Origin of the sequence: Bacteroides difficilis, from assembly GCF_048319815.1 — a bacterium.
In the GTDB taxonomy this organism is placed as follows: domain Bacteria; phylum Bacteroidota; class Bacteroidia; order Bacteroidales; family Bacteroidaceae; genus Bacteroides; species Bacteroides zhangwenhongii.
Genome location: NZ_CP182814.1, coordinates 2180080 through 2195425 on the forward strand (window position 1 = coordinate 2180080; position 15346 = coordinate 2195425).

At 43.9% G+C, this 15346-nt stretch carries 9 protein-coding genes; 2 read left to right on the plus strand and 7 right to left on the minus strand.

Going from position 1 to position 15346, the window contains the following annotated elements:
• The first annotated feature begins 23 nt into the window (after nt 1-23).
• Entirely contained in the window at nt 24-1445 is a 1422-nt protein-coding gene (locus ACNOGP_RS08100) for a BT_3987 domain-containing protein (RefSeq protein WP_186966718.1), read from the plus strand.
• 54 nt (nt 1446-1499) lie between these two features.
• Nucleotides 1500-2981: a BACON domain-containing protein gene (locus tag ACNOGP_RS08105; RefSeq protein WP_418214515.1), complete on the plus strand. Its 1482-nt coding sequence runs from the start codon at nt 1500-1502 to the stop codon at nt 2979-2981.
• Nucleotides 2982-3242: 261 nt separating this feature from the next.
• Here ACNOGP_RS08105 and ACNOGP_RS08110 read toward each other — a convergent pair whose 3' ends face one another.
• The 7 genes from ACNOGP_RS08110 to alaS form a co-directional block, all read right to left on the minus strand.
• A complete protein-coding gene (locus ACNOGP_RS08110; RefSeq protein WP_186966720.1) occupies nt 3243-3677 on the minus strand; it encodes a DUF6078 family protein in 435 nt (144 codons plus the stop codon).
• A 373-nt stretch (nt 3678-4050) separates the two neighbouring features.
• Entirely contained in the window at nt 4051-6318 is a 2268-nt protein-coding gene (locus tag ACNOGP_RS08115; protein WP_418214516.1) for a GH92 family glycosyl hydrolase, read from the minus strand.
• The gene (locus tag ACNOGP_RS08120; protein ID WP_237924646.1) at nt 6315-8594 is read right to left on the minus strand and encodes a GH92 family glycosyl hydrolase; all 2280 of its coding nucleotides are present in this window, start codon (nt 8592-8594) and stop codon (nt 6315-6317) included. Before ACNOGP_RS08120 ends, ACNOGP_RS08115 begins: the two co-directional genes overlap by 4 nt.
• Before the next feature lie 37 nt (nt 8595-8631).
• The gene (locus ACNOGP_RS08125; protein WP_418214517.1) at nt 8632-9639 is read right to left on the minus strand and encodes a FecR family protein; all 1008 of its coding nucleotides are present in this window, start codon (nt 9637-9639) and stop codon (nt 8632-8634) included.
• Between the two features lie 31 nt (nt 9640-9670).
• Nucleotides 9671-10231, minus strand: coding sequence for an RNA polymerase sigma-70 factor (locus ACNOGP_RS08130; protein ID WP_418214518.1), 561 nt, complete (start codon nt 10229-10231; stop codon nt 9671-9673).
• A 29-nt stretch (nt 10232-10260) separates the two neighbouring features.
• Nucleotides 10261-12498, minus strand: coding sequence for a GH92 family glycosyl hydrolase (locus tag ACNOGP_RS08135; RefSeq protein WP_418214519.1), 2238 nt, complete (start codon nt 12496-12498; stop codon nt 10261-10263).
• A gap of 183 nt (nt 12499-12681) precedes the next feature.
• Complete coding sequence (gene alaS, locus ACNOGP_RS08140) at nt 12682-15300, minus strand: alanine--tRNA ligase (protein WP_007764627.1); 2619 nt, start codon at nt 15298-15300, stop codon at nt 12682-12684.
• Nucleotides 15301-15346: the final 46 nt, after the last annotated feature.

The following is a 15346-nucleotide window of genomic DNA, read 5'->3' on the forward strand; positions in this document are numbered from 1 at the left end:
ATTAACCAAACAAAATTCTGATTATGAATAGAATGAATACTATTAAATATGGCTTCTTGTCGTTGGCGGTATGTTCCGTTCTTTTCCTGACTTCTTGTGAGGAAGACATCAATGTAGGAAGCAATGTAGACGAAACCCCCTATTGGGGTGCTACTCAACTGAACGGTTTGTTGCTCGACGAGAGCACGAACAAGAACAATTCGGTAGTGGAATTGCGCGATGCGGAATATAGCACGAACGTGATATTCAGCCTTTCCAAGCTTCCGCAAAAAGGGGTGGATGTGAAAATCGCGGTGGATGAGGCCTATAAAGACACTTACAACGCTATCCATAACACCGACTTTGAACTCTTTCCTGCCGAGAACGTGAAGATTGCTCACGATGGAATTTTCTTGCTTGCGCCGGATGATAAAAGTACTCCGAGCGTAAAGGTGACGCTTACCGCTTTCGATGGAATGGAAGAAGGAAAAACCTATATCGTACCTTTGACAGCCTCTTCGCCTACCGAAGGGGTAACGTTTACCGAAACGTCCGCTCACATGGTACTTCTCGTAAAAGATTGCCGAAATATGCCGAACACTTTCAAAGGTGAAGGTGCTGTGACCAATGTGCTTTATTTTGAGGTAAATGATACTAATCCGCTGAATGCGCTTGAATTCTTGACAGCAAGCGGTAAGTATTTCTTCGACCACGTTGTGCTGTTTGCCGCCAACATCAACTGGAATTCCGTGACCAATCGCGTTTATCTCAAGAACAACGAAAATGTGCAGTTCTTGCTCGACAATAACGAACAATACCTGCAACCGCTCCGCAAGGCGGGCATGAAAGTCATCATCAGTATATTGGGTAACCACGACCAGGCAGGGTGTGCTCAACTGTCGGATATGGGAGCCAAAGAGTTTGCCCGTGAATTGGCGGCCTATTGCCGTGCTTACAATCTGGATGGTGTTGCTTTTGATGATGAATATTCAAACTCGCCGGATTTATCGAATCCATGGCTCTCAACTCACTCTGCTTATGCGGGTTCACGGCTTATGTACGAATGTAAATCGGTAATGCCCGAGAAAATAGTTTCACTTTACAATCTTGGAGCAATGTATTCAAATAGTCTTCAAGTGATTGATGGAGTTGAGCCCGGTCAATATTGTGATTATGCTGTAGCCGACTATGGTGGTTCTGCAAGTCCTGGCATTGGTATGACACTGAAACAATGCGGTGGTATGTCAATAGAGCTTCGCCGTGGTAGTGGAAGTTCAAGTGAATCAACTGCACGTTCTAAAAAAGTAGCCGGCTATGGATACTATATGTTCTTTGCACTTGATCCTTCCCTATATGGTTCACAAGTATATAAGTGTCAAAATGTATGCAGAGGTCTGTATGACGAAGAACTTGTTTATCCAAGCCATTATTACAGTAAAAATAGTACAGAGCGTAAGGCTCTCTAACAGAAGTTTATATTTCACTTAAAAAAGATAAAGATGGACTTTCTAAAAAGAATAATGATAACATTGTTAGCAGCTACCATGTTATGGAGTTGTTCCGATGATGAATCGATTAATAATGGTAACGAGGCTATTATCTCATTATCTACCAATACTATTCAAGCAGATAAGAATGGAGGTGATGTTACCGTTACAGTGACTAGTTCGGGAGATTGGAGATTGTCAGGAGCGTGCGATTGGGCACATCCTTCAGTTACATCAGGAAAAGATGGTGACGTAGTTACTTTCACCATCGATCCTAATACAGCAGACGAAAAGCGTATTGCGATCTTTAAATTCTTTACAGGTTCTGTTGTGGTACCGTTACAAGTGGAAACTTTCCCCGACTATATTCTAGATTTACTTTCTGATGACAATCTGTCTATTTCGAAGGAAGAAAACCTTGTGCAAATTCAGCTCAACACAAATATAGCCGAACCTCTCATTACTTGTAGTGAGGGTAGTGAAGAATGGCTGAAGTTTGATAGGCGTAGTGATTTTGGTGGTAAAGTAATTTTATCATTTAAAGCGGCAACAAATGTAACTTATAAGGATCGTTCTGCAACAATCACCATTTCCAGTCCATTCGTTACCGATCCTATAAATGTCAATGTAAATCAAAAGCGAACGGAAGCTATTATTCCGGAAACAAATCTCTTAATGTATGACCTCGCGGCACGTACCATCTCTTTTAAAGTAAAATATAACATTGAGTATACCGTTTCAGTCACTCAAGGAGACGAATGGATAACTAAACAATCAGTGTCTCAACCGCAACCGGAAGATGATGGTTTAACAACAGTTACTTTGACTTATGGTCTTAGTAGTGCTACAGATACGCGTGGTGGTCTTATCCGAATTACCGATACCGACAATACTCTGACAAGTGACATTGCTGTAATTCAAAAGAATCCGAACATAGAGTTGGTAAGTATCCCGGATGATAACCTAAGAGCGCTTGTTATAAAAAACAAATGGGTTCTCTCTATTGCAGGTGATCAATGTGCCGTTTTGGAAGCCGGACTAGAAGCAACCTCATTAACAAACACATCGTATTACAGTAAGTTGATGGATCTTACCGGAATAGAAAGCTTTCCGAATCTTACTTCATTAAGTTTGGGATATTGTAACGAAATGAAAAAACTAGATATATCTGGATTGCATAAAGTAGAATCATTATCATTCCGTAATACGGAAAATTGCGAAGAATATAACTTTGGAGACAATCCGATTTCCCGTTTTAATTTGGGTGGTTCTCTTGCATATTCATATGCGGAAAGCCTTAAAATAAGTGGAAGTAAATTGGAAACATTGGATTTGAGTTATACTTCGTGGTATGCAGATTATGACTGTGTAACTTCTATTGATGTTTCTGAATGTCCGATGCTGAGAGAATTAAACGCTAAACGTAGCGATAAAGTTAAAACTCTTTATTTGAAGAAAGGTCAGAATATTCCAGAACTAACAAAATATGATACAACGACTATTGTTTATAAATAAAGAGGTTGTCATTTGGTATAGCTCAGTAAAATAAAGCTGTTTAATTCATTACTTATCATCTTTAGATAAAATCCTCTTGCTTTATCTTATTCATATAGAATGGTAGAGCAGGAGGATTTATCATTTGCTTCTTAATAACTGTTTTGGGAGATGAATTGTGCCACCGCATTGTCACAACCGTGCCATTCCTTTGTCACAGTTGTGCCATCGAATTGGCACGATTGTGACAAAGGAGCGGCATTATTATGGCACTGTGGCTTGCTACCAATCATAAGCTTCGGTATACTCATCGAACTTTAGTGGCTGGGAAACACCGCAGTACTTAAGGATGTTTATAAATTGTTGTTGTTCGGCAGGAGAGAGTAGACGTTCACCTTTGCGGACACGGTAATATGTCCTTCGGTTGAAGAAACTTATTAAGTGGGAAATTACGTTTTCCATCTGCTTATGAGGCAGACTCTCTAAGATCCCGATAAATCCTTTTGCATAGCGTGCCTTGATATTGGAACGATAGTAGGGACAATCGCCTTTTATTGGGTTTAAACGTTTGGGACTGATAATTGACCAATATTCAACTTCCTCCGGTACACTTTGTTCGGCAAGTTGTCTGAGACAGGTGTCGGCCTTCGGGCATTGTTGATTAAGGCACATCGCATATTGGTAGGGGACTTCTGAGAAGTCAAGTTTCTCTTTCATTTTCATAAGGTGTTGTTTGTAGGAGCAAAAGTAGTGAAAAGATACTTCCCGGCTATTTCTTTTAGTAGGAATCTTGATAAAAAGAGGGGGATTGTGTGATCTGCTGTTTGTGGACAGCAATTTATGGCGTTTTTTGCTGTTTGCAAACAGCAAATACTTATATTTATCTTTCGCTTGGATAATTCTAACTTATTATATGCTCTCACTTCCCATCCTGGGAAAATTGGTACTGTACGTGAGACTTTTGCAGTCAACCTTGCCTCTGTGGATAGTTGGGTTCTTATATTAAGAGCTCCGTCACAGATAAATGTAAAAATAGTGTAGATTTAAATGCGGATTAACGCTAATTTGCGTTAATCCGCGTCTGATGGATTTACTCTTTTGAGAAAGAATAAGGCATATCCTCTTCTTTTGTTCCTCTGTCTTGATTGGGCTTGTTGCTCATATCTACTTTGATAGTTCCTCCATTGAATAAATCTCCGTGACGAAGATAATTCTTGGTATAATCGGTTCCGTTGAAACTCATGGAGTTGATATAGAAATTCTTCTTGCTGTTATTGGGAGCGTCAATCACCAGACTATTGCCGTTTTCGAAGTGAAGGGTGGCTTTCTTGAATAATGGAGCGCCTACAATATATTCATCCGTACCCGGACATACAGGATAGAAGCCGAGGGCAGAGAATACATACCAGGCGGAAGTCTGTCCGTTGTCCTCATCACCGCAATACCCGTCCGGTCCGGGAGTGTACATCCGGTCCATAACCTGTCGTAACCAATATTGGGCTTTCCAGGGTTGACCTGCATAGTCGTACAGATAAATCATGTGCTGGATGGGCTGGTTGCCATGTGCGTAGTTACCCATATTCATAACGGTCATTTCACGGATTTCGTGAATCACCTGTCCGTAGTAGCTTTCATCGAAAACGGGAGGTACGGCGAATACGGAATCCATCATAGTGATAAACTCTTTTTTCCCGCCCATTAGATCGATAAGTCCTTGAGGATCGTGGAATACGGACCAAGTGTAGTGCCAACTGTTGCCTTCCGTAAAGGCGTCACCCCATTTCAGCGGAGAGAACGGAGATTGGAATGTACCGTCCGCATTGCGTCCGCGCATTAGTTTAGACTCCTTGTCGAAAAGATTTTTATAGTTCATGGCACGTTTGGCGAAGAGACTGATTTCTTTTTTCGGACGTTTCAGTTCTTTGGCCAGTTTATAAATGCACCAGTCATCGTAAGCGTATTCCAAAGTACGGGCGGCGTTCTCATTGATTTTTACGTCATACGGAACATAACCCAGTTTGTTGTAGTATTCGTGTCCTAAGCGTCCTGTTGAAGAAACCTGAGGATGAACATTCTCTGTCCCGTGAAGCAAACCCTCATACAAGGTTTTTACATCGTCTACTTTTACACCTTTCATATAGGCATCTACCAAGACAGAGGCGGAGTTATTGCCCACCATGCACCCTCTGTGTCCGGGACTTGCCCATTCGGGGAAGAATCCGCTTTCTTTGTACGTATTGATAAGTCCTTCCTGCATTTCCTTGTTGATGGAAGGATACATCAAGTTCAATAATGGGAACAGGCAACGGAATGTATCCCAAAAACCTGTGTCGGTATACATATAACCCGGTAATACTTGTCCGTTGTACGGGCTGTAGTGAATGGGCTTTCCTGCCGCGTCCAGTTCGTAGAATTTACGCGGAAAGAGTAAGGAACGATACAGGCATGAATAGAATGTACGATATTGGTCAAGATTTCCACCTTCCACTTCTATCTTGCCCAAAACCTGATTCCAAGCTTCTTTTCCTTTCTTGGCTAGCTGCTCAATATTGTCTTTGCCCAACTCTTTCATATTGGTGGCAGCCTGCTCGAAGCTGATAAAGGAAGAGGCGATGCGGGCGTGTACCTGCTCACCTTTATGTGTCCGGAATCCGATGATGGCTCCGGCATGATCAGTCGTTTGTTCTGCAACGTTTTCTTGCAGATTGCCGTTGGCTACCGTTGCTTTATAAGTAAAGGGCTTGTCGAACTCGATGATAAAGTAATTCTTGAAGTTCTCGGGAACTCCTCCGCTATTGCGGGTAGTATAGCCGATGATCTTGTTTTCTTCGGGAATCACCTTGATATACGAACCTTTGTCGAAAGCGTCTACCACAATATATGAATGATCGTTTTCCGGGAAAGTAAAACGGAAAAGAACGGCACGTTCCGTCGGCGTCATTTCCGCCACTATATCATGTTCGGCAAGGTATACCTTATAATAATAAGGAGTAGCTGTTTCTCCTTTGTGAGCAAACCAACTGGCGCGTTTTTCTTCATCAAACACGGGTTTGCCGACTATTGGCATGATGGAGAATTGCCCGTAGTCATTAATCCACGGGCTGGGCTGGTGCGTTTGTTTGAAACCGCGAATCTTATTGGCAGTATAGGTGTATTGCCATCCGTCTCCCATTTTTCCTGTTTGGGGAGTCCAGAAGTTCATTCCCCAAGGACGGGCGATGGCGGGATAAGTGTTACCTGTTGATAACTCAAAGGAGGACTGCGAACCCATTAGCGGATTGACATACTGTGTCCAGTCTTTCGCTTTGGCAAAGAGTGTACAACCAAGCACACAAGCAATTAATAATATTCTTTTCATGGTATATGTGTTTTGTAATTAGGTTTGTCGGTCATACTGATTTCCATTGTTCCACCATTTGCTATATCCTGATGATTGAAGAATGGAGTGTCCAAAGATTTGCCGTTCAGTGATATGCTTTCAATGTATTTATTCTCTTTGGAGTTGTTTTTAACTATTATACTGAATGTTTTATCTTCGGGCAGATTGATCACTGCTTTGTCGAAAGCCGGACGTCCGATAGAATATACCGGTTTCCCGGGACATACCTGATAGAATCCCATGGAGTTGAGAACGTACCAGGCAGACATCTGACCGCAATCCTCATTACCGGATAATCCATCTACACTGTTAGCATACTGACTACGATAAACACTATCCACCAATTCTTGAGTTCTCCATGGGCGGTTCACGTAATTGTATAAATGAATCACATGATGGCTGGGTTCGTTGCCATGTGCATATTGACCGATAAGTCCGCTAATGTCTGACGATGTTGTTTCGCCTTCGAGTGATGAATCGGCCGTGAATAACGAATCGAGTTTCTGAACGAATGCGTCTTCTCCACCCATCAGATTGACCAATCCATTTATATCGTGAGGTACAAACCAAGTCCATTGCCAGGCTGTTCCTTCACAATAATCATCGTTGCGATGGGTTGATGCACGCGGATTGAATGGTGTGCGCCATTCACCTTTCGAATCAAGTCCGCGCATGAAACGAGTTGATTTGTCGAAATAGAATTCGTATGCTTTGGCAAAACGTTCGTATTTGGCTTTGGATTCAAAATCGTTCATTGCTTCTGCGAAGATAGAGATACACCAGTCGTCATACGCATACTCCAAGGCTTTGGCTACGGATTCGTTTTCGCGGTCGCAGGGAATATACCCAATCGCATTTTTATAATATTTCGCTTTCGGCATGAGATGAGGCAGTACCAAGTCCGGGCATTTGATACCGGTGGTATCATATTCGGCTGCACGCAGACAGGCTTTATAGGCTTCTTTTGCATCGAAGTTACGGTATCCTTTCATGTAGGCGTCCACTATGACGGGGACAGCATGATAGCCAATCATGGTGCCTGTATAGTTGGAAGCCAAATCCCACATCGGGTATATTCCGCCTTCCTGGTGCTTCTTTATCAGTGAATTGATAAACTGGTTATTCAGATCGGGGTCGATAATCGTCATTAACGGGTGCAATGCACGGAAGGTGTCCCATAAGGAAAATACTGTATATACGGGATTGGCGGTATCTCCCTGATGTACTTCGAGATCCATACCTAAATAACGTCCGTCTGCATCGCTGAACAGATTCGGGCTGATTCCTGTGTGATAGAGAGCGGAGTAGAAGATGGTCTTGTCTTCCTTGTCGGAAGTTGTAATATCAATTTTCGACAGATATTGATTCCATGCCTGTCGTGCGTCTTTGCGTACTTTATCAAAATCCCATCCGGGAATCTCTGATTCGACATTCTTGCGTGCACCTGCTATGTCGACGGCAGAGACGCCTACTTTCGCAAGTATTTGTTCATTCTTCTTTGTATTGAAATGCAACAGGGCTTTGCAGACAGGAAGACGTTTGCCGTCGTCCATGGTGATAGAGTCTGTTATCAATGTGTAAGAGAACGGTTGGGAGAATTTGGCATAGAAATTTATATATTGGTCGAAAGCCCAATAGGTCGTTTTCTTATGTCCGCATATTTCCGTGTCACTGATTACTTCTATTTCCATCTCCGAGTTTGTCTGTCGTTGCAGGCTGTAATCTAAATCGATGATTAAGCCGGATTCCGAACTTTCGGGGAAAGTATAGCGGTGGATAGCACCACGTTTGGTGGCTGATATTTCAGCTTTTACCTGATAAGTATCTAGAAAAACAGCATAATATCCCGGTTCGGCTACCTCATTTTCGTGAGAAAAAGAAGAAGCATAGGCTAGTACTTGACTTTGAGGATCGGTAGTCAGGTATTGTTGTTTGCCTACAGTTGGCATGAACAGTACGTCCCCATAATCACAGCACCCTGTGCCGCTGACGTGTGTGTGGGAGAAACCATTGATTGTAGAATCGGCATAATAATAACCGGAACAGGCGTCCCAACCGTCAATCCGGGTGTCCGGACTGGGCTGAATCATGCCGTGGGGAACTACTGCGCCGGGAAAAGTATGTCCATGTCCACCGGTACCGATGAAAGGGTTGACGTATGCACTATAGTCTTTTACGTTAGTGGGGGCTGTGCAGGAGCTAAGTGTAAATAAACCTCCTAAACATCCTACTAGAAGGAATGTTTTTAATTTCATGGTATTAATAGCTTTTTAGTTTCACACCTTATATTTCTTATTTAGGAGAAATAAAGATATTGTTTCCGACAATCTTATAATCAATAGGTATGGAGTTCTGCAATGATTTCAGTACGGATTCGATGTCGGACTTCCGTTTTAGTACACCGGAGTAAGTTTTGTCCGGTTTCATATCGGGAGACAGAATAATCTTCACATCATAGAAACGCTCCAATGTTCTGGTTATTGTGAATATATCGGCTTTTTGGAATGGAATCAGGTTGTCATGCCATACTGCATCCAACTTGGCGTCTACTTGTTTTACAGTCAGTCGGCCGTTGCTTTTGTTCAGTTCCGCACGCTGTCCGGGAGTAAGGATGATTTGTCCCTCTTCCTTGTTCCCTTTCACTTCTATTTCGCCTTCAATCAATGTTGCTTCGGCTACTCGGCAACGCTTGTCGCATTTGAAGTTGAATGTTGTACCCAATACGCGTACACGCATGGCGTCACTTTGTACGGTGAATGGCTTATGACGATTTTTGGTAACTTCGAAGTAAGCTTCTCCTTCCAAATGTACATTACGTTCTTTTTCGGAAAACTCGCGCGGGTACTTTAAGGTAGCCGAGTTGTTTAACCAGACTTTGGTTCCGTCCGGCAGAACGACTTCCTTCACAATACCTTCATTGGCAACTGCAACCATCATTTGCTGGTCGGTTCCATTGTGATAAAACCAATATCCGATTCCACCGCTGATGGAAAATATGATAGCAATGACTGCTGCATATTTCATCCAACGATGCATACGCAGTATTTTATTCTGTTTTCCTTTCTCCTCGTCCAGTTTCTTATAAAGTCGTTTTTCTGCACGAAGCATCCGTGGTCCGTCGGCATATTGGTCGAATTTACCTAAATGATAAATTTCTTCCATACGAAATAACTGACGGGCATTCTCTTCCGATTCCTTCATCCAAGCATTCACTTCGATAAGCTCTTCTTCGGAACATTGTCCTGTCAGATATCTGTTGATTATATCTTCACTCAGATTATTCATTTTCTTTTCCTTCATATTAATAATACAATTCAGAACATAAAAACACTTACCAATCTCTCCATAAAAATAAGAAAAGAATTATCCAAAGCGGATCGAGGCGGCTGCGCAAGTACTTCAAGGCCTTGTACATATGAGCCTCTACCGTGCGGAGTGAAATGCCGAGAGCATCGGCTATCTCCTTGTTTTTCATTTCGTGCAGATAGCTTAGTTTGAAAACTTCTTTGCACTTGTCCGGCAATTCATTAATGGCGTTGTAGATCTCCTTACGGAGTTCTCTGTCTTCAATTCTCTGGATTACTTCATTGTTGTCCGGCTGATAGAATTCTGCACGTCTTTGGTTTATTTCTTCCATAGCAGCACAGTAGCCGTCTTCCACATTGCGATGTTTCAACACGTTGAGGGCACGGGTATAGACGGCACGGTAGAGAAAAGCCTGTATCTGGTCGCCTATCTCTATGCTGTCTTTCCGTCTCCATAGCTCCACAAAGACATCCTGTACCACGTCTTCCGCCTCTTCTTCCCCTACCAGGCGGGTAGCGTAGAAGATGAGGCTGGGGTAGTACTTGCGGAATAATGCCTTGTAGGTTACATCGAAGTTTTCATTCATTATCTCAATAGATATTAGTTCAGATATACTTAAGGTCGTTTTTCCTCGAATATGACTCCGATTGTTTTTGGGGTACTGCCCATCTCGAATTCTACGGTGGCTCCACTCATGATTTGTTCATGGGTGATATACGTTTTGTCGTAGGGGTGTCCGTTTACTTTGGTTGACTGTATATAGATATTCTTCTTGTTTACATTAGGAGCCAGCACGGTAAATGTTTTACCGTTTGTCAGATGCAACTGCATTTCCGGAAAGAGCGGGGTTCCTATTTCGTACTTGCCGCTGACCGGATTTACCGGATAGAAGCCCATTGCGCTGAATACGTACCATGCCGACATTTGCCCGCAATCTTCGTTGCCGCAAAGACCGGCAGGCTCGTTCTTATAAAGTTCGTTCATTACTTTTGCTACGTAATATTGAGTCCGTTCATTGAAGCCTATTGAATTGAAAAGGTAGATGACATGATGGCTCGGTTCGTTTCCATGTGCGTATTGACCGATCATTCCCGTACTGAACAGTGGAAGTTCGGCATCTGCTGCCGGATGATAGGTGAACATACTGTCCAGTTTCTCGGCAAATCTGTTTTTGCCGCCTACAAGGTCTATCAATCCGTTGATATCGTGCTGTACCGACCAGAAATACTGCCATCCGTTGCTTTCGCAGATGTGTGGAGTATAGTCGTCGGCTTTGAAACCTTTGATAAAGTGCCCCTTGTCATCGCGCGGTTGCATGAAAGAGGTTTCCGTGTTATAAAGATTTCTATAGTTCCGGGAACGTTTGTAGAATGTGTCCGCAATGTCTTGTTTGCCCATCTTCTTAGCCATTTCGGCAATGCAGTAATCGTCGAAGGCATATTCCAGGGTTTTAGATAATGACCAGTTCTCAGCGTTGTAATGGTCTGTCACGTTGTAGGGAATATATCCTAATTCTTTGTAAAGCCCGATACCGCGATAACTGTCCAGATTAGCGGTTGCAACACAAGCGTTCAATGCTTTCTCCGCATCAAAATCACCGATACCTTTCAGATAGGCGTCTACGATGACAGGAATGGCATGATAGCCGATCATCATGTCTGTTTCACTTCCGTAGAAGTTCCATACCGGCAACCGGCCATTTTGCTCGTAGAAGGCAATGAAGGATTTTATCATGTCGTTGACACGCTCCGGCTCTGTGTAAGTGAAGAGAGGATGGGCTGCACGATAGGTATCCCACAGGGAGAAAGTGCTGTAGTTCACCCAGCCGTCTGCCTGGTGCACTTTCTTATCAGGGCCGTAGTAAGTGCCGTCCACATCATTGTAGATAGTCGGGGCAATCATCGAATGATAGAGAGCGGTGTAGAAGTTTACTTTGTCGTCTTCGTTATCGCCTTTCACTTCGATTTTACCAAGTTGGCGGTTCCAATTCGCTTTTGTTTCAGCCAGGTATTTATCGAAGTCGTTTTCGGGGACTTCCGCTTGCAGGTTTTTGGCTGCACCGTCCATGCTTGTGCCGGAAATGGCAGTATTGACGAGAATTTGCTCACCTTCTTTGGTATTGAAGTCGAAGCGGGCGATGACGGCTGTACCGATACGTTTGTTGTCTTTGATAATAGCCGTAGTGTCCAGTTCCATTTTCTCGAAAGGTCTGGAGAAACGGGTGCGGAAATAGATGTGCTGGTCGCGTGCCCAACCATCGGAGAAGCGGTAGCCTTGAATGGTAACAGAGTCTATCTTTTCGATATAAGAATCATTAGTGAAGTCCCAGTTCATGGCCTTTTTCAAATTTAGGAAGATGGCGGATTGGGCTTCGGGAAAGGTGTAACATTGGATACCGCAACGTTCAGTTGCAGTCAGTTCGACGTTGATATTGTAGTCTTTCAATCGTACTTGATAATAACCTGCGTAAGCGCTTTCATCTTCATGAGAGAATTTGGAATGAATGCCTAGAGGCGCTTCCGCTTCTTTATAAGGAAGGGTGACAGGCATAAAAGAGATGTCGTACAGATCTCCTGCTCCTGTACCGGAAAGGTGGGTATGGCTGAATCCGGCAATGGTACTGTCCGGATAGAAATAACCGGAGATGCGGTCCCAACCGGGAAGTCCGTTGTCAGGGCTGAGCTGCACCATGCCGAAAGGAGCTTGAGCACCGGGATACGTGTTTCCGGTGAAGTCGGTTCCGATGAACGGATTTACGTACAATGTGTAATCTGTTTCGTGTTTTTCTTGCGTAGGGGTACAGGAAACCAGCATGCAGGTTAACAGCAAGCATAGATAAATAGGCGTTCTCATTGCTCTTTAGGTATTAGTGATTACTTATTTTATTTATTTGAAGGATAAGAAAATAACTAATCTGTTGGCAAAGATAGGAAAAAACCGTAACAACTGGAATAAGGGGCTTGAATTTATATATAAAAAAGCGTGTCTTAAAGTAATTCCTACCTTAAGACACGCTATCCTTTTATCTGTTTACTTTTAGATTCCTGCCAGCTCTATCACTTTTTCAACTGCTGCCGGTAGTCCGTCGGCATTCTTACCTCCGGCGGTAGCAAAGTGCGGTTGACCACCGCCGCCACCTTGAATCAGCTTGGCAGCCTCTTTTACCAAGTTGCCTGCCTTCAGGCCGGTTGCTACGAGGTTGTCGCTCAACATGACTGTCAACATTGGTTTGCCGTTGTCCGTGCTTCCGGCTACGAAGAACAAGTTTTCCGTAATTTCACCGCGAAGTTGGAAAGCAATGTTCTTCACCACTTCTGCAGGCAGTGGAGCGCAAAGCTTAATAACCTTGACACCGTTTACTTCCTGTATATTCTTCAACAGTCTTTCTTTCAAGGCTGCTTCTTTTTCTTTCATGAAGTCTTCCACCTGCTTCTTCAAACCTGCGTTTTCGTCAATGTATTTACGGATAGCGATACCCAGATCCGGAGTATTGTTGAAGAGAGCTTTCAAGTCATTGAGGGTGTCTTGAATAGTGTCCAGCATTTCTTCTACCCGTGCTCCTGTGTAAGCCTCGATACGGCGGACACCGGCAGCAACGGAACTTTCGGAGATGATTTTCACCATACCAATGTTTCCTGTAGCAGCTACGTGTGTACCTCCACAGAATTCGATGGAAGATCCGAACTGTATCACACGCACTCTGTCACCGTACTTCTCGCCGAAGAGAGCGATAGCACCCAGCTCTTTCGCTTCTTCGATAGGAATATTGCGGTACTCCTTCAAAGGAATGTTGGCACGTATCTTGGCGTTGACAATGTGCTCTACCTTGCGGATTTCTTCATCGGTCACTTTCTGGAAGTGAGAGAAGTCGAAACGTAAGGAATCCGGTGTAACCAACGAACCTTTCTGTTCTACGTGTTCACCCAAAACTTCACGGAGAGCAGCGTCCAGCAAGTGAGTGGCCGAGTGATTGGCTGCGCAGGCAGCACGTTTGTCGGTGTCTACACAAGCCATCATCGGAGCTTCCGGATGTTCGGGTAACTTTTTGGTAATATGTATCGGAAGGTTGTTTTCTTTCTTGGTGTCGATCACTTCAATCGTTTCGAACTCGCTTACCAACACACCGGTATCACCCACCTGACCACCGCTTTCCGCATAGAACGGAGTATAGTCTAGTACAATCTGATACAAGGTCTGGTTTTTCTGCCTGATCTGGCGATAGCGAAGAATTGAAGCTTCGTATTCCGTATAGTCGTAACCGACGAATTCGGTCGTCCCTTCTTTCAGCGTGATCCAGTCACCGGTTTCGATTGCGGCAGCGTTACGGGCACGTTGCTTCTGCTGCTGCATCTCTTCGTTGAACTCTTCGATGTTGACGGTCATACCGTTTTCACGGAGAATCAGTTCTGTCAAGTCGAGCGGGAACCCGAAAGTATCATATAAGGTAAAGGCGTCTTTACCGCTGATTTCTGTTTTTCCGGCAGCTTTGGTATCTTCCATTGTCTTATCCAACAGACGGATACCTGTCTCCAATGTGCGGAGGAATGATTCTTCTTCTTCTTTGATTACCTTTTCAATCAATGTCTTTTGTGCAATCAGTTCCGGATAAGCCTCACCCATATTCTCAATCAGCACAGGAAGCAACTTGTACATGAATGCTTGCTTCTGTCCGAGGAATGTATAGCCATAACGGACGGCACGGCGGAGGATACGACGGATTACATAACCTGCTTTAGCGTTGGAAGGCAACTGACCGTCCGTGATAGAGAACGCGATGGTACGGATGTGGTCGGCAATCACACGCATAGCGATATCTTGCTGCTTGTCTTTTCCGTATTCAGTGTCCGACATGGCTGCAATCGCTTTCAGCATTGGCTGGAATACGTCCGTATCATAATTGGACGTTTTGCCTTGGAGTGCCATACAAAGACGCTCGAATCCCATACCGGTGTCGATCACTTTTGCGGGAAGCGGCTCAAGACTGCTGTCTGCCTTGCGGTTGTACTGCATGAATACAAGATTCCAGATTTCAATCACCTGCGGATGATCATGGTTCACGAGGTCGCGACCGGAAATCTTGGCGCGTTCTTCTGCCGGACGAAGGTCGATATGAATTTCGGAACAAGGTCCGCAAGGTCCTGTATCACCCATTTCCCAGAAATTATCGTGCTTGTTGCCGTTGATGATATGATCTTTCGGCAGGAATTGTTCCCAATAGGAAGCGGCTTCGTCGTCACGGCTCAATCCTTCTTCGGGACTTCCTTCGAATACGGTTGCGTAGAGATGTTCCGGATTCAGTTTCAAGACATCTACCAGATATTCCCATGCCCAACTGATGGCTTCTTTCTTGAAGTAATCGCCGAACGACCAGTTGCCGAGCATTTCGAACATGGTATGATGGTAAGTATCGTGTCCTACCTCCTCCAAGTCATTGTGCTTTCCGCTTACGCGCAAACATTTCTGAGAGTCCGCGACTCTTTTGTATTTTGCCGGGTGGTTGCCCAAAATAATATCTTTAAACTGGTTCATACCCGCATTGGTAAACATCAGGGTAGGGTCGTCTTTAATCACCATTGGAGCCGACGGAACGATGTGGTGTCCTTTCGACTCAAAGAAATTCTTGAATGAATCTCTGATCTCTTTTGCAGTCAACATATAATGAAGAATTATGAGTTATGAATTATGAACTATGTGGCTGTGG